This is a genomic window from Sphingobacterium allocomposti (assembly GCF_008124885.1).
Taxonomy (GTDB): domain Bacteria; phylum Bacteroidota; class Bacteroidia; order Sphingobacteriales; family Sphingobacteriaceae; genus Sphingobacterium; species Sphingobacterium allocomposti.
On sequence record NZ_VNHX01000018.1, the window covers coordinates 20,430 to 37,138 of the forward strand.

Here is a 16,709-nt window from a genome sequence, read left to right on the forward strand (position 1 = left end):
TTAGGCTTGCCTAAAGCAAACCTAATTTTTTAAAAGTATAGAAAAGTGCAGATGCGTGAAGAGCCTGGCCGATCCTGTTGTCGAATAAGATGGTTTTCGCCTCCTCGATAGACATGAGGAGAACATCGATGTCCTCCGAACTATCCAGTTCCTGCTCCTGAACCTTTCTTCCACCCGTAAGAAGGTAGGTGTACGTGATATTGCCACTCGTGGCCGGATTGGCATAGAGTTGACATATCTGTTCGATTGAATCGAAGGCATATCCCGTTTCTTCCAGAAGCTCGCGGCGGGCGGCTTCAGCAGGGTCTTCGCCTTCTTCGACGACGCCCGCAGGCAGCTCCACCATAATCTCGCCGGCGCCATGCCGGTACTGCTGTACAAACAATACTTGGTTGTCGTCCGTAATTCCCACCATATTTACCCAAGTGGGATATTCCAAGACGTAATATTCATCCTTGATATGTCCCCCCGGCAACTGCAGTTTGTCAACGCGCAGCGTCGCCCACGGTCGTTGGATAATATATTTTGAATCTAATAAGGTCCATTTGTCCATAACTAGTCCTTCACGATATCAGCCATGATGTTTTTCACTTTTTCTTCCAGCTTCGCGGATACGTGCTCATAAGCGTCCGCGGCAGTTAGCTGTTCTTTAACCGAGCAGTAGAACTTAATTTTAGGCTCTGTCCCGGATGGCCGCGCCGAAATCACATCACCGTCAACAGTAATGAATTGAAGAACGTCTGACTTAGGAAGATCAATTGAAGTCTGGCTGTCGTCGGCAATAACGTACGATCGTTGAGCTTGATAATCGCGTATTTCCTTAACCTGTATTCCCCCAAGGGTTTGTGGAGGGTTCGCACGCAGGTCCGCCATCATCTGTTTAATTTCCTCGGCTCCGGCTTTTCCTTTTTTTGTTAAAGAGATCAACTTTTCCTGATAGAACCCGTATGTTCCGTAGATATCTAGGAGAACGTCGAATAATGTTTTTCCCTGGCTTTTAAAGTAGGCCGCCATTTCGGCAATGAATGCGCAGGCGTTTACGGCGTCTTTATCGCGTACCAGATCGCCGACTAGAAATCCGTAACTTTCTTCGCCGCCGACGAGATAGTTTTCCTGCCCTTCCAGGCGCGTCATGACCTCGCCGATAAATTTGAATCCGGTCAGTGTCTCATAGTGCTTAACACCAAAGCCACTGCTGATGTCGGTCATCAAGTTGGACGTCACGATAGTTTTCACGATAAAGTCGTTTTTCTGAAGAGTCGCCTGTTCTGCCTTGGAAGATAGAACATAAAAAATGAGCAGACTACCGATCTGGTTTCCGTTGAGCAGCTGCATCTCTCCTTTGCGGTTTTTCACGGCTAGCCCCACACGGTCGGCGTCGGGATCGGTAGCCATAACTACGTCCGCATCGATCTCCTGACCTTTTTGTTTGGCTTTGCTCATGGCCTCTTCTTCCTCCGGATTGGGATAAATAACAGTGGGAAAGTTGCCGTCGGGCGTAGCTTGTTCCTCTACCAGGTGTACATTTTCGAAGCCCCATGCCTTGAGCATCTTGGGAACGATGGTAATACCCGTGCCGTGGATGGACGAGTATACAATCTTAAGATCTTTCTGTGCAAGCACCGCTTCAGGATGTATACTGAGGCCCTGATTCGCGTTCACGTAAAGATCGTCAAAGCTCTCGTCTATCAAGGTGATGTTATCTGCAACACGGTCAAAGCGGATTTCAGCAACCGACTGGATCGCGTTAACTTCGGTGATGACGTTTTTATCGTGCGGAGCTACAAGCTGACCACCGTCATTCCAGTATGCTTTGTAACCGTTGTATTCTTTCGGATTATGGGATGCTGTCAGCATAACGCCTCCCTGACATTCGAAGTGACGAACGGCGAAAGAGAGCATGGGCGTCGGCCGTAACTCTTTAAATAAATAGACGTGTATGCCGTTTGCAGAGAACACGTCGGCCACAAGATGTCCAAATTGCTGGGAGTTGTTGCGGCTATCATAAGAAACGGCGACCTTAATAGGTTGGTCGGGAAACTGTTTTTTCAGGTAGTTTGCAAGGCCCTGTGTGGCTTTCCCGATCGTGTATTTGTTCATGCGGTTGGATCCGACGCCCATAATTCCGCGCAAACCGCCCGTGCCAAACTCTAGCTCTTTATAGAAGGAATCGAGAAGTTCCGTTTCCTCATTGTTGTCGATCAATTGTTGAACCTGCGCGACAGTGGCCTCATCGTATTCTGTACTTAACCATTGTTGGATACGTTGTTGTGTGGCTTGGTCTATGTTATTCATATATTATTATTTTTTTAATGGGCATATGGAATACTCATGCGTGTTTGTGTTTTGCGCAAACATGCGTATTTCATGCTGTTCAATTCCGTTGTTTAAACTTAGATAAATTTCGTTCGATTTACAAAATACATATCGTAGATAAAATCAAATTTTCGGGCAATTGTTTTGATAAGCAGCAACTGGTTGCAGACGACTATGATACCTTAGAAGGCCGCTGTATGTTTACTGGTCCCCCCCGCTCTTCTTAGGCGTCACACCAGCCATAGGCGCGGTCTAAGACGGTTACGTACCAAGCCCCGTTATATTTTTTAACGTGGAATATCAGATTTTCGTTTTTTGTGAGGATCACACGGAAGCTGTCTTTTTCTATTTCCGTGATCGTTTTCAGTTCGTCGTCTCCTACTTCGCCGAACTCCTGCCTGAATTCAGCGATCCGTGTCAGCTGGATTGCCTGTTCGGTTGTATCGCAGAAGAACCCCAGCTTGTCCCATTTCTCGCCCCCGCAGTCGTAAACCGGAAGTTTGTCGAACCGGAGGACGTACTCGTTTTCGAACGTGGTGTAGGGGAAATGCGTTGGCAGCGGCTTTTGGAAGTCTATACTGTCCACGCGCTCATAGGTGTCTGCCGCCCCAGGACGGTAAATAACATAAAGACCTAAGTCCGGATGGATCAATGCGTTGGCTTTTTGGTTGTCCTGACTGATATACGCACGGGTAAATCGCGTAATCGTCTCCGTTATCTGTTGCGTTTCAGCGGATGGAATTTGCGTGTTTTCCGTGGAGTCCTTCTTCTCTTCGGTTTTTTTGTTGGAGGACGTACAGGAAACACACGCGAGGATGAGGCAGCATAGTGCCAAGCCTAAGTTTTTCATGTTTTGTTGTTTTTTCGGATTGTACTTTCTATGGCGTCCCACATCTCGGAAGGGATCGCTTCGAGGTTATTAAATTCGCCTGCACCTTGTAGCCATTCGCCGCCATCAATCGTGACGACTTCTCCGTTAATGAACCCCGCGAAATCGGAAAGCAAGAATGCGGCCAAATTGGCAAGCTCCTGGTGTTCGCCGACCCGCTTTAAAGGCACTTTATTTCTGAAATCGAATTTATCGATAAGGTTGCCGGGGAGCAGGCGTTCCCATGCGCCCTTCGTCGGAAAGGGGCCCGGAGCTATAGCATTATGTCGGATTCCATATTTTCCCCACTCTACAGCCAGCGAGCGGGTCAGCGCCAGTACGCCCCCTTTGGCCACCGCGGAAGGAACCACGTATGCCGAACCGGTAAAGGCATAGGTGGTCACGATATTAAGAACCGACGCCGGCTGTTTATTGGCGATCCAGTTTTTTCCAAAGGCCAGGGTACAGTTTATTGTCCCTTTCAGTACAATATCAATGATTGTTGAGAACGCGTTGGGAGAAAGACGCTCTGTTGGCGAAATGAAGTTTCCGGCGGCATTGTTTACCAATGCATGTACAGCTCCGAAGCGCTCCTCGATGAGATGTAGCAACGCTTCTACATCTTCTATCTTTCGGACATCACAAGAGACGGGAAGTATGGGGTTGCCCGTGTGCTGGGAGATTTCGTTGGCGGCCTGTTCCAAAACATCCAGCTTACGGCTGGTGATGACCACATTGGCCCCCAGTTCGGAAAAATACGTCGACATCGCTTTTCCAAGGCCGGTGCCCCCTCCGGTTACGACAATTGTTTTTCCCCTTAGGGCGCCCTCTTTTAATGCTCCTTCGATCATAAGTCTACTCCTTCTTTTTGGTTAGATTGTCAATTATAGTTTTTAGGATCTGCCGCGTAGACGGCCTCCACCACTGTTCTAAAACCTGCGTTATCGCTTGTGTTTTATTATCCCTGATTTTTTGAAGCAGGGCGCTCCGTAAGTTTAGCTTGGTGGTTCCCCAGGCATGCCGGTCGAATTGCGTCCAGCTTTTTGCTTTCCGCGACGCGGCTGTCTGAATACGTTCTAAAGGTACAGCTTCGTCAATGAGCCCCGAGGTTAAGGCTTCGGAAGGCTGGTATAGTTTACCTTCCAATAGATTCCGGTAGGCGGTGGCCTCTCCTAACCAGAAGCTGTAAAGCTCGAAGATGCTCGATGGGACGGTAATCCCGACGGGAACCTCGTTTAGGCCGATGATATAGTCGCCATCGGCCATAATGCGATAGTCGCAGCAGATGGCCAGCACGCAGCCTCCGGCAGGGCTGTGTCCTGTGATGGAAGCGATCGTCGGCTTCGGTAGGGAGGCTAGCGTATAAATGAGCTCCATAAAGGCTTCCCAAAACCGCCTCATTTTGTCGGCATCATAATCGTATAGTGAAATTAGGTCCAACCCCGAAGAAAAGAACCCTTCTTTACCATGGATGATGACGGCTTCAACCGACGGGTCATCCTTGGCTCGCCCAAGTTCAGTGCAAAGCTCTTGGACCATCTCTAGATGCATTGCGTTCGACTTGCCCCGGTCGAGCCCTATAGAAGCGATGTGGTCTACTGTCTGTGTTCTTATAAATTCGCTCATAACCGTCTTATCATAGTTTATGGAAAAATACGTAAAAAAACATCAACATTATAAATATCCAATGTCGAACTTCTAAAAAAAGATGTCCTATGGCCGAATTAATCAACAACCAAAGTAAAGGAGGGACGAAGCAACGTCGGGGTATACGAAGAAGCACTGTACCCCAGGTAGACTTGACAGCAATGGTAGATCTGGCGTTCCTGCTGATAACGTTCTTTATGCTCACGACATCGCTAAGTACGCCGAATCAGCTGGACGTGGCCATGCCGGATAAGAGCATCCTGTCGCCACCGGTCCTCTTGAGCGAAGACCGCACACTAAGCCTGCTTTTGGGCGGGAATAATGAAGTCGTGTATTATCTGGGAACATCCGATTCGCCAAAGACAGGCCCAGGGAACATCACCTATGGAAAGCCTGGAATAGAGCAGCTGCTGGTGTCCATGAAAGAAGCAGTGGCAAAGAGTACCGGCGGACAGGAGATATTTGTTCTTATCAAGCCGAGCGACGCTTCTGTAACACGTAATCTCGTTGATGCTGTCGACGCTGTTAAAAAAGCGGGGATCGGCCGTTTTATGATTACGAAAGCTAATGATATAGACAAAGAGATGTTATAGTCTTCATGCCGGCGAGAATCGTACCGCCATTGTGCGACTATTCCTCGTATTTCGTGGCGCTGTCTCTATGTTTATGGAATAAGCAGAGAAGGTAGCGCCATTGTTCTACCGCTCATCTGCTGGGGATGCGACCGGTGCCTGGACCAGTCGGTAGTCATGCCTCTGAGCCAGTTCTATGCGACGTTATTGATCTTCGTTAAAAATTAGCGTACCTCAAGAGGTATTGTCTTTCTAATCAGCCGGCCCTGTAAATCCAGCCCTTCCAGTATAATCAGATAAGTGCCCTTTTCGTCGGACGTATAAAAGTCAAAAGTCGCCTTCCCTTCGCTGTTGGTTACGATGTTAGGCTCCCAATGTATCGTTGTTCTTAGATCGCGCTGCAGCTGATTTTCGGAGTTTATTTCGTAAACCGGCTTGTAGAATGTTCGATTGAGGTTAAACCCTTTGGGCTGAACCGTCACAATACCTTTCGGTGTGTAACTCTGTATGGCGTCCCTTCCGGTTTTCGAGGTGATGATGATAAGTCCATTCCCTCCGTACGAGCCGTAGATGGCTGTATAGCCGACGTTTCGTAGGACTTCAATACTTTGGATATCGACAGGATTGATCATGGACAGTTGATCGCCCTCTATGTACATCCCGTCCAGAACGACCTGCATCTCCCCGCCGCCACGTGTGGTGTAGGGCCTTCCGTTGCGGAACATAACGCCCAGCAGGCGGCCGTTGAGACACATCTCTAACGTGGGACAGGTTTCCAGATCTTCTGCCGTGAGTACTTGGTCGGCATTGCCTGGGCCATTGAGATTGGCGGAATTCTCGGAAGCCTTTTTCTTTGAGCTACGGGCTGTCACGACCACTTCCTGTATAGCGATCGTCTTTTCCATAAGCCCCTGCGCCTCCAGCCCGGCAAAAAACTGTTTGCTCTGCAGGATATCGTCTAGAAATTTTGCATTGATATCGTTCTTCTCGTCGGGCGCATTTCTATTCGGACCGGCGGGCGTTTCCTCTGCTTTTGGAACGATGATATCGATGTTATTTTTGCCCTTGTCGTCCTTCGCAGTAATGAGAAACTTAACGCTGTCGGGAAAAAACAGCTGATCGAACTCGAAATAGCCTTCGTCGTTGGCTACGGTGTCGATAAAGTCCATAAAGTTTTTGGAAGAAATCAGCGTCATCTTCGCTCCGGCGGCAGGCGCCTTCCGGCCAAGTTTCCGAGCCTGACCTCTGATGCTGATGCTCTTCTCGGGGAGGAACGCGGGCTCGCCGGGCGTGAGCGCTGATGCCAGATCTATCTTTCGCCAGCCATGAGTGAGCAGCAAGTGATCGACTTCGTTGGACTTGAAGTCTCCATCGAAATAATACCCTGGGTTTTCGATATACCCGTTGAGGTCGGCACTCAGTAATAATGAGGTTAAGATGTTCGGCATCAGTTGAATGCTGTCCCGTATTTTTGATGCGTTGATTACTGAAGCTGATAATACCGCGTTACGGACGCTATCGGACGGGTTTCCGCTCTCCAGCGATACCGTAACGTGCTTCCGTGTGCCTGTGGACGGGGCACTCAGGGCGACGGCAAGAGGAAGTTCCCGTGCCGTCTGAAAGATAAATACGGGACGCTCCATCAGGGGAACCAAATCATGGTTGAGCACGCTTATGGTCAGCACCCCCGAGGGCAGCTCTTCCTTCGGGACAGAGAAGGTAAGCTCTGCTTTTGAAGCGGCCTGCTTCGACACGTAGTAGGTACGGCCTAAGTGATGGACAACGAGATAGATGTCTTTCCCATTTTGCTTGTCGGAACTCATGTTCACCTGTGCAAAAAGCCTGTTGACATTGCCGTTATTAACTTGAATATTGTACCCCGATGTTTCTATCGGCGGAAGAGACGTCTGCACGCTTGTGCCGTCTTCGAAATAGGTTGCCGTTGTGAACGATTCCTTAGGATCTATGAAAAGGTGAGAGGCACCCATTCCGAGTTTATTTGTTTTAATAATGGCGGCAGTGTCTCCTCCGGAAGTGAGGATATATGTTTTTGCCGCGATGCCAAGTCCGTTTGGCTGTAATGTTTTGATGGCGACTTTGTTTAATGTACCTGCTAACAGGTGTCCCCCTTCAGGAAAAAACTGGACGCTGTTGGGACGTGCGCCGACCGCTGGTATTTTGAATATTTTTTCTACCGGAACCTGTGCTTGGTTCTCAAATTGAATAGAGAGCTTGGCTTGGGTATACTCATCCTTTAATGGGATTTCGAGCCGTCCGTCAGCGCCTGAATTTAGGCGTCCCCGTTTTAGGACCTTTCCGTCCTTGGAGATCGCGTAGCGCACAGCTTTTTCCGTCAGCGGCGTACCTTGCAGGTCGCGCAGGAGAACAACATAGTTGTCTCCACTTATCTGGGACTGTGTCTGTACATTGTCCAAGCGTCCGTTGCTAACCAGTATGTTCTGCTGGAAAAAGTAGGCGGAGCTGTCGTTGCGCATCCAGTTGTTGTAAGCGCGTAGGCGGTAGGTGCCCTCTATAAGGGTATCTGCGAGCGTGATATCCCCCAACCCGAGGCCGCTGGCGAGGGGGATTTTTATGTTTGCAACAATTTCGTCTTTTGGGCTGACGAGATCGACGTAAGCGATGTTGCTCAGGTTGGATAGTAAGTTCTCCGCGCCGACAACAGTGTATGCTTTAAACCAGATGGTCTCGCCTGCGGTGTATGAGTACTTGTCCAAATGAAGGTGCATCTTTTCTATCGGACGGGAATCGTGATAAGCATTTATTTTTGTTAGTAGGCTCTGAATGTCCTGCGCTATGGCTGAAGATCCAAGTAGGAGAAGCAAGGGGAGCCAAACAAACCTGTTCAAGATCATATCGGTTAAAATTTCCTGAATTTACAAAAAAAAGCAGACAGGTTAGGAAATTTTATAGATTATTGTTTTACATCGGTATCTTTGCAGGCATAGTTGTTAAGACAATACACTGCTTTCTGACTGGGGAGGACGGAATATTGTTTATAATTGGGCTCTTCGGTAAGAATTGGTGAATACGTCTGCGCAATTAAATCTTTTTATGAATATCCACGGCATCTAACGGGCTGTACGCGTTGGCTCGATGGAAGTCGTTAACTCTTTAATACGTAAATAGAATAGTATATATGAATATTTTAATTATCGGTTCTGGCGGAAGAGAATCTGCCTTTGCATATAAATTATCTAAAAGCCCCCGTTTGCGCCAGCTGTTTATCGCTCCTGGCAATGCCGGCACAAGCCAGTATGGTCAAAATGTGAACCTGAAGGTGACAGACTTTGAAGGCATAGCGGCCTTTGCTTTGGCAAATGCCGTCGATATGATTGTGGTGGGACCGGAAGAACCGTTAGTGAAAGGTATTCATGATTATTTTCTAACCCGTGAAGATGTAAAACATATTCCTGTCATCGGGCCGCAGCAGCAAGGTGCACAGCTGGAGGGATCCAAAGATTTCTCTAAAGAATTCATGTCCCGGCACAATATTCCCACGGCATCTTATAGATCTTTTGACCGATCGAATCTTGAAGAAGGGCTAGCTTATCTGGAAACACAGAAATTGCCTATCGTCCTTAAAGCAGATGGGCTAGCTGCGGGCAAAGGGGTGTTGATCTGTGAAACATTAGAAGATGCGAAGTCGGAGCTGAAAGCAATGATTGCCGACGCGAAATTTGGAGAGGCGAGTTCTGTCGTGGTCATCGAAGAATTTTTAAAAGGAATCGAGCTTTCTGTCTTCGTGCTAACAGACGGCAGCGCTTATAAGGTGTTGCCGTCTGCGAAGGATTATAAGCGGATCGGCGAAGGAGATACCGGCCTGAATACAGGCGGTATGGGGTCTATTTCTCCTGTTCCGTTTGCTGACGAGGCATTTTTGGCCAAAGTGGAACAACGTATTATTAAGCCGACGATCGGCGGACTGAAAGAAGATGGGATTCCTTATAAGGGCTTTATCTTTATTGGCTTAATGAATGTTGATGGTGAGCCTTATGTTATTGAGTACAATGTACGTATGGGCGACCCCGAAACGGAGTCGGTTTTGCCTCGCATCGAGTCGGATCTAGTAGATTTATTGGAAGGGGTAGCCAAAGGCGATCTGGAGAGCCGGACTTATACGGTGAGCCCCAAAACTGCCGTCACGGTTGTTTTGGTCTCGGGAGGATACCCGGGCGATTACGAGTCGGGAAAGGAAATTTCCAACATGGAAAACGTAGAAGATTCTATCGTGTTTCATGCTGGCACAAAAGAAGTAGACGGAAAAGTTGTTACGGCAGGGGGGCGGGTGCTCGCTGTGACCACGCTACAGGATAACCTTTTTGACGCCCTACAACAGGCTACTGCAGACGCCGGACGCATATTCTTTGAACGTAAATATTTTAGAAAGGATATCGGTTTCGATCTGATATAAAAATAATGTTTTCAGATTCAGTAATTTATAAAATCTGCTTAAAAAATATTTTGGTGATTTGAATATAGCTCTTATATTTGCGTCACCAAAAGCAAATGGCCCGTTCGTCTAGGGGTTAGGACGCAAGATTTTCATTCTTGAAACAGGGGTTCGATTCCCCTACGGGCTACCAGACTTAACGTCAAAACATACCAAAATCCTGCAGATCGAATGTTTGCAGGATTTTGTTTTTTAGCATCTACAAGCCCATCCCAGTTGGGTCAAGCTCAATCCGGATACAGTATTGGTAAAGCAGAATCAATGGGCGTTTCGACTAACTGGATAAAGCAAAGATCTTTAAAGCGTTAGAGTCGTAAAATAAAAAAATCCAACGGTGCGTCCTCGTTTGTGCGATTTAGACGGCCGTTTTTGATTTGTACGGTTTACGGAAGTCCAGATTGGACAAGGGGCCGACGCCTTATGCGTTTGCCCTATTCGCCATTTTGTCTTATCGGTTAGTGGGGTTGAGAAAAGAAGAGCAAGGACTGCTGAGGATGCTCGACGGTCGTGCGCGCAGAGTCCGACCCTCCGCTATTTACGCTAGGGGGCGACTATGTCCTACGGTGGTGTTGCGGCATCACGGAAAAGCTTAGCCCTCCGCTGTTTTGTCGGAATGCGGAGAACATCTTCTGCCGACAGCGAAGACGAAACCTCTGTAGCTCCCGTAAACAGTAAGAACGGAATTATGCTATTATCTACATTGAACGGTATATCTCAGTAGTCCGAGTATGCGACGGGGCGTAACAGCAGCGTAACATTTTTGGAGACGTTGTTTTGGTATTCCGGCATATCGTGCATGGGCTTATACAGCGGTCCGAAAGACTTCCAGTGTTCATTTCTGTCGGCCATATCATTAAACGTCGTCATGTACATAAGATTCGGCATCGTGCTCCCTGCTATAACCTGGCCGTAAAAGACAGCATTAAAATTTAGTTTTTCGAAAATGTCTATCTCGCCATTGTTGAACATATCTATCTTATTCTCAGACAATCTTTCGGTGGCCCCTTCATAGCTTCTTAACTCATATACGCGTTCGTGGCGGCCTCCGCTCAACTTGGGGAGTTTTGCCTGTGGCATCCCACGAAAAGCTTTCAGAAGAATAGTCTCTATTCGGTCAAACGGAGGATTGTCATACGCGGCCTGAAGGTAGCTTTCTCCCTCTTTAAGGTAGCCGTTGTCCCGCTTCAACTGGGCATCTAAGTTTACCAGTTTCAAAAGGTTTTTCGATGTAAGTAGTACATAGATTAACCTCTCAGCCTTCTGTTCAATCGGTTTAAAAACACCTACGTTTGCAAATCCCTGACGATGTGCCGCTGGAATGAATGCTCTCTCCAAATAAGTGTCAATCGTTCTTTCTTGTTGCAGCGTGGTGTAGTGATAAACCCTTATCTGAAAATATTCCTGCTTCCCTTGCGCCACGGCGGTTTCTCCGAACATTTTAATAGCGAAGAAGACGATCAAGAGCGGACGGATGAATGGATTTATATTTGTGACCATAATTCTGTAAAGTTTAAAGGTAGACACGCAAATATAGCCATAATACGCATATAATAAATTTGAACAAAGACTTTTTGTGACGTAGCGCTTAATCTACACCGGATGAGGACGAGCATCTTTCAAACCATCATTTATCGTATTATGGTTGTATTTCATCAATACGGCGGTGAAGGGCCAACAAAGGGCACCCGCAAAACGTTACCGTCTTCCCGATAGCTTGTGCAAGATTTTTACGCCTATCCATCCTTCCTCAAAATGACGCGGTATCCGCTCCCTTTGGATGGGAACACGTCTGTGGGACAGCGCGTATTGCCGACGGTACGACGATGGCCGCATTAGCGGGCGACGAAGGCCTGTGTTCCGACATGAGATAGTCTATCCCCCGAAGAGGAATGCGAGCCCAAGGTTTTTATATCTGGACGCGATTTCCTTGCATATAAATGTTTATTTATTTAGGTTTGGAAAAGGGCGTATCAAATTTAAATTGGCCTTCTGAGAATTATTCGACCAATGAAACATTCTTCCATATTAGCAACCATCCTGTTGGTGTCGATTTTCAGCGTGAATCTACACGCAAAAGGTGAGGTTGAAACCGCAACCTCTGTTTTGCAGAAGGTGTCTGATCAATTAAACAGTTTTGAAACTATCAGCTATTGTTATTATCGGAGTATTAATTATTTTTCCGAAGACTATCACAGCGAGACAAGTGGTCATACGTATTTGGATTTTAGAAGCAATGACAGCACGTTAGGTTTTAAGTTTCAGTTAGAGAACGAGCAGTACAAAATGGTCTACAACGGTTCCGAAGCTTTCCACTTAAACAAAAAAGAAAAATCGATCGAGATTCATCGCAAACCTGATCCCCGAGATTTCGAATCGCTGTCTTTGTTCGCAAATTCGATTGTTTCTATCCGACAGGTGTTGCCAATGGTCATTTCTGATAAGGACATTATAAAGAAGCTTGCGGATACATCCATTAACGGCAAGAACCATTATTTGGTAACGTTTGTCTTGAAAAATATGACGATAGGTAATATTGGTGGGTTTAACAGCCTTGCGTTGAAAAGAAATATCAGCTACAGGCTGGTCGTCGATAAAACATCTCATATGCCTTTGCAGATCATTCAGACCAATGACGCGGAGCCGAACGATTACGTGCTTACCGTTTTTAAGCATACCGAAAAAACTGGTAAAAGTCCAGATGAACATTCCTGGTATTATTCTACCTATTTGGATGACTACCAACCTTCTTCTCTGAAAAAGCTTGCGATGGTTCAGCCGAACACAAAGGCGACCGATTGGCTGCTGCCTTTTATTGACGGTTGTGATACCCTTCGGTTGAGTAGTCTGAAGGGAAAGGTGGTTTTGCTTGAGTTCTGGATTAAAAATTGTGGATATTGTATCTCTGCCGTTTCAGAATTGAATGGCCTGTTGGAAAAGTACCACGGGAAAAATTTACAGGTAATTGGCGTCAACGCTTATGACAGCAGAGGTGACATTTGCAGCTTTTACAAGAAGAACCAGCCCAAGTTCAGAACTGTTTATGATTACGATGGGAACGTTACCAGAGACTACGGCGTGGATGCGTTCCCAACAATTGTCCTTCTCGACGGAAATCATAAGATTCTTTACGCCGGCGACTTTGACCAGGTGCAACTCAACAACCTATTGAAAGTAATCCTTAAATAAGTTGACTTCAAGCCCAAAGTCGGCTTGGCTCATCACCGTGGCGGATGCCTCAGGGGTGTTTCCTGAGCTACACGCGGGGCGTGCCGTTGCGCTATTGGAGCAAAAAAAGCACTTGACGTGCTTTAGACAAGCGAAGTATGCGTGTATAATTTCATGATCTGATGAAATTATTTTTGCTTTTTAGTTTTTGTTTTTAATTTTAGAGCGGCATAAAAAAAAATGTAATTGACGACGACTCCATTGCGCGCTATATTCTATTCGATTTTTCACAACGGCTTCCCTTTCTGGGCGTGGCCGCTACCCACCATAGCACCACAGAACGCGTAGAGCCTATCCCCTTCTATGCAACTGAATTACTTGTTTTGGATACACACAGTCTTGAATAATCGTCCAGGGCACCTATTTGCTCTCCTGTCAAGAGAGTCGCTATAACCGTTGTTGTTACGCGGTCTTTCTTCATGACGAAGCAGTAAGCCGGCTGCTAATACAAGCCAAATGCGAAAGGAAAAGGACAGTATATTGCGCATAGTAGCATAGCAATAAAAAAAATATAACTAAACAACCAAATACTTTATGAAGAAAAATTTACGCCAACCTCTTTTATTTTGCACCGTACTATTGATTGCTATTATCTTTTTACCGACAGGAGCAACAGGTCAATCGAATATTGTTAACGTCCAGGGAAAGATGTCTGATCGTAACGGAACGCCGATTTCTTACGCCACAGTAACGATTAAAGATGGAAATGGGACTGTTGTACAAACGAAATTTGCGGATGAGCCCGGTAACTTTTTCTTTCAGAATATCCCTCAAGGATTTTATACACTAAGTATAGACGTGGTAGGCTATATTACAAAGCTGCAGGACATTTCCGTCTCGGAAAATACCGATTTGGGTGTGATCACATTAGAGCAGGACCCCAATGTTCTGGCAGAGGTGACGGTCACCGCCCGCCGACCTGTGCTTTCCCGCCAACGGGACCGACTCGTGATGAACGTCGAAAACATGGTGTCTGCATCAGGACGTTCATCGATGGAGCTGTTGAGTATGGTTCCCGGGGTGTTCGTCATGCAGGGCAATATATCCATCAACGGCGTATCAGGAAGCCGGGTGATGGTCGATGGACGTATGCTGAACATCAGCGGCGATGACCTTAAAGACTATCTGCGGAACCTGAAGGCTGAAGATATACAGTCTATTGAAGTCATTGCGAGGCCTCCTGCAGAATACGAAGCCTCTGGATCGGGCGGGCTGATCAATATCGTAATGAAAAAACGCAGAGAAAGTGGCCTACAGGCGCGTATCGGTCATGATTATTCAAAAGGACTGGGGCATTATCCTTCGTATAGGCCGTTTGCGGGCGTTAGCTACAACTCCGGCAAGATGACGCTCTCGGCTGATTATTCCTTTTCGGACAATAAAAGCTTCGAAAACCTGTCCCAGTCGCGTGTGCTGTCCCAGCAGGGCCAATATACTGCTGCGAACAATAGCATAGACCGTACGCAAAGCCACCGCGTCCGTCTTTCGGGCATCTATGATATTACTAAAGACCATGTGTTGGCAATTGACTATACAGGTCGTTTTTCACGGTCGGTGGACAGCCTTGTCTCGCATACGACGATCACCTATCCTGAACCTCAGCAGAATACAGTTTCTTCGGGCGATTTTCCCATGGTCAGGCCGGTCGACTACCATAACGTCGGCGTAAACTACACGTGGAAAACGGACACCTTGGGATCCACCTTCCGTGTTGTTGCAGACTACACCAATAGTGATAAAAGGCCGAGCAGCGGCACATTCAGCGAGACATTCGATGCACAGGATCAGCTATTACAGGATACTTCTTTCCTTTTCCGCTTTCCGAGCATGTCACAGATTGTGACCGCCGAGGCCAGATATCAGAAAAAGTGGACCACTAGCTGGGATATGCAGGTCGGTGCGAAATTATCACATACTGACATTAATAACCAGAATGCGTATGATATCCTCCGGGATGGTAATTGGATCAGCGACATGCAAAGTTTTGACTATTTTTATAAAGAACGGATTGCTGCAGGGTTCGTCAGTTTGAGCGGCGAGCTCTACGGCACAACGTTTAATGTGGGGCTACGCGGAGAGAATAGCTCCATTCAGGGTGAAGTATCCGGCGACGGACAGGACACAATCATCGGTTCCGATTACTTCAATTTGTTCCCTACGTTGTATTTGCAGCGTGTTCTCGATCAGCAAGGCCGCCATGTTCTGACGTTTTCAGCTAACAGACGCATTCAAAGGCCGTCCTACAACGAATTAAATCCATATCGATATTTTTTAGATAACTATTCTGTTGTGACAGGCAATCCCCATCTCCGCCCCCAGATTACGCACGGCGGCGAACTGGCGTACCTCTTCAGGCAAAAATATTACCTAGCTTTCAGCTATAACAAAACTAAAGATGTTATCTATCAGATCATCGAAACGGATCCAGAGTCGGATATGTTATTGGCATGGCGGAAAAATACCGGTAAACAGGAGGTTTACACCGTAACCATCAGTGCGCCCATACAGTTCGTCAAGTGGTGGAGTTCCTCAAATAACCTGCTGCTTTCCTCGGGCAGCTCTGTGGCTCCAGAGTTTGACTTGCAGCTCAACACGTTTGTCTTTCAAAGTGAACACGAGTTTACACTCCCTAAGGGTTGGACGGCAAGCTTAAGTGCGATGTACACACCCCGCATCCTGCAAGGAAACGTAATTACCCGGCCAATTTCCAATGTAGATCTCGGCGTAAGGAAGCGGTTTTTCAATGACCGCCTGACAGCCGCGGCATCTATTAGCGATATCTTTTATACGGCGAACTTCGACGCGAAGAGCTATTACAACAACGATGTAATTCTGATCGGCAACCGTCAGCAGACACGGGTGTTGTCGCTTTCGCTAACATATAATATCAATATAGGAAAGTCTTTTAAAATGAGGTCGCTCATGAAGAGTAATACGGAGGAGAGCGGACGATTATGATGATTAATGTCGGGCGAGCGACGAGGTCAAGCGGAACAATGAGCACCACGCGCATGTCCGATTTCACCCGATTATATCCTAATTATTTGCTATATTAGTAAACAATAAGCGACTGTATATTAGTATTATAGATGTTTGAAGACTGGTTTTCTTGGGTGCCGGCAGAATCTGTCGATTGACAAAAGGAGATGTAGCCTTGCAGGCGATACCGGAGAGCCCGGCGTTTTCTCTTAAAAGAAAAATAAAAGAAAATGTCCCCGATCGCAGTTCTCCATTGTCATAGCCAATAAAAAATAATATTATGAAAGAATTTCTTATGCTGATCCGTGAAGGGGCGGACTACGGAACATTATCACAAGAAGAGCTGAATGCCGATATCGAGAAGCACATCGCTTGGGTTGAACAGCTTGTGCAGAGAGGTCACTTCAAGGATGGAAACCCGTTAAGTGCAGAAGGCGTATCTATCAGGGGAGAACAGGTGAGCGATGGTCCATTTATTGAGTCCAAGGAATGTATCAGCGGTTATTATTTTTTACTGGCATCATCGATTGAAGAAGCGATAGCCCTAGCCAAGGGGTGCCCAGATCTTGACCGGGGTGCATCGCTGGAAATAAGGGAAATTGCGGTGGTGGAGGGCTTTCACGATTAACAG

The 16,709-nt window shown here is 46.9% G+C and carries 12 protein-coding genes and 1 tRNA gene; 6 read left to right on the forward strand and 7 right to left on the reverse strand.

The window, feature by feature from the left end; all coding sequences use genetic code 11:
* Positions 1-10: 10 nt before the first annotated feature.
* The 5 genes from BC792_RS12910 to BC792_RS12930 all read right to left on the reverse strand — a co-directional run bounded on the left by BC792_RS12910 (position 11) and on the right by BC792_RS12930 (position 4,810).
* Positions 11-553, reverse strand: a complete 543-nt coding sequence (locus tag BC792_RS12910; RefSeq protein WP_148909435.1) for an NUDIX hydrolase — start codon at positions 551-553, stop codon at positions 11-13.
* Between the two features lie 2 nt (positions 554-555).
* A complete protein-coding gene (locus BC792_RS12915; RefSeq protein ID WP_148909436.1) occupies positions 556-2,295 on the reverse strand; it encodes a phospho-sugar mutase in 1,740 nt (579 codons plus the stop codon).
* A gap of 244 nt (positions 2,296-2,539) precedes the next feature.
* Positions 2,540-3,166, reverse strand: coding sequence for a hypothetical protein (locus BC792_RS12920; RefSeq protein WP_148909437.1), 627 nt, complete (start codon positions 3,164-3,166; stop codon positions 2,540-2,542).
* Entirely contained in the window at positions 3,163-4,035 is an 873-nt protein-coding gene (locus tag BC792_RS12925) for an SDR family oxidoreductase (protein ID WP_148909438.1), read from the reverse strand. Before BC792_RS12925 ends, BC792_RS12920 begins: the two co-directional genes overlap by 4 nt.
* Positions 4,036-4,039: 4 nt before the next feature.
* Positions 4,040-4,810 carry an enoyl-CoA hydratase/isomerase family protein gene (locus BC792_RS12930; protein ID WP_148909439.1) on the reverse strand — a complete coding sequence of 257 codons (771 nt, stop codon included), beginning with the start codon at positions 4,808-4,810 and terminating at the stop codon, positions 4,040-4,042.
* A gap of 89 nt (positions 4,811-4,899) precedes the next feature.
* Here BC792_RS12930 and BC792_RS12935 point away from each other — a divergent pair, with 89 nt between their 5' ends.
* Positions 4,900-5,424: an ExbD/TolR family protein gene (locus tag BC792_RS12935; protein WP_148909440.1), complete on the forward strand. Its 525-nt coding sequence runs from the start codon at positions 4,900-4,902 to the stop codon at positions 5,422-5,424.
* 203 nt (positions 5,425-5,627) lie between these two features.
* On the opposite strand, the gene BC792_RS12940 is transcribed toward BC792_RS12935, so the two are convergent.
* Positions 5,628-8,270, reverse strand: coding sequence for a TonB-dependent receptor plug domain-containing protein (locus tag BC792_RS12940; protein WP_170250031.1), 2,643 nt, complete (start codon positions 8,268-8,270; stop codon positions 5,628-5,630).
* 290 nt (positions 8,271-8,560) lie between these two features.
* Between BC792_RS12940 and purD the strand changes: the two genes are divergently transcribed.
* Complete coding sequence (purD, locus tag BC792_RS12945; RefSeq protein ID WP_148909442.1) at positions 8,561-9,835, forward strand: phosphoribosylamine--glycine ligase; 1,275 nt, start codon at positions 8,561-8,563, stop codon at positions 9,833-9,835.
* Positions 9,836-9,932: 97 nt separating this feature from the next.
* Positions 9,933-10,007 (forward strand) — tRNA-Glu (locus tag BC792_RS12950).
* A 581-nt stretch (positions 10,008-10,588) separates the two neighbouring features.
* Here BC792_RS12950 and BC792_RS12955 read toward each other — a convergent pair.
* Entirely contained in the window at positions 10,589-11,371 is a 783-nt protein-coding gene (locus BC792_RS12955) for an NIPSNAP family protein (protein ID WP_148909443.1), read from the reverse strand.
* A 510-nt stretch (positions 11,372-11,881) separates the two neighbouring features.
* Between BC792_RS12955 and BC792_RS12960 the strand changes: the two genes are divergently transcribed.
* From BC792_RS12960 to BC792_RS12970, 3 genes are all read left to right on the forward strand, one after another.
* On the forward strand, positions 11,882-13,060 hold the full coding sequence (locus tag BC792_RS12960; RefSeq protein WP_148909444.1) for a TlpA disulfide reductase family protein: 1,179 nt from the start codon (positions 11,882-11,884) through the stop codon (positions 13,058-13,060).
* Positions 13,061-13,633: 573 nt separating this feature from the next.
* Positions 13,634-16,057 (forward strand): TonB-dependent receptor, encoded by a 2,424-nt coding sequence (locus tag BC792_RS12965; RefSeq protein ID WP_148909445.1) that lies wholly within the window; start codon positions 13,634-13,636, stop codon positions 16,055-16,057.
* Positions 16,058-16,358: 301 nt separating this feature from the next.
* The gene (locus BC792_RS12970; RefSeq protein ID WP_148909446.1) at positions 16,359-16,706 is read left to right on the forward strand and encodes a YciI family protein; all 348 of its coding nucleotides are present in this window, start codon (positions 16,359-16,361) and stop codon (positions 16,704-16,706) included.
* Positions 16,707-16,709 lie beyond the last annotated feature (3 nt).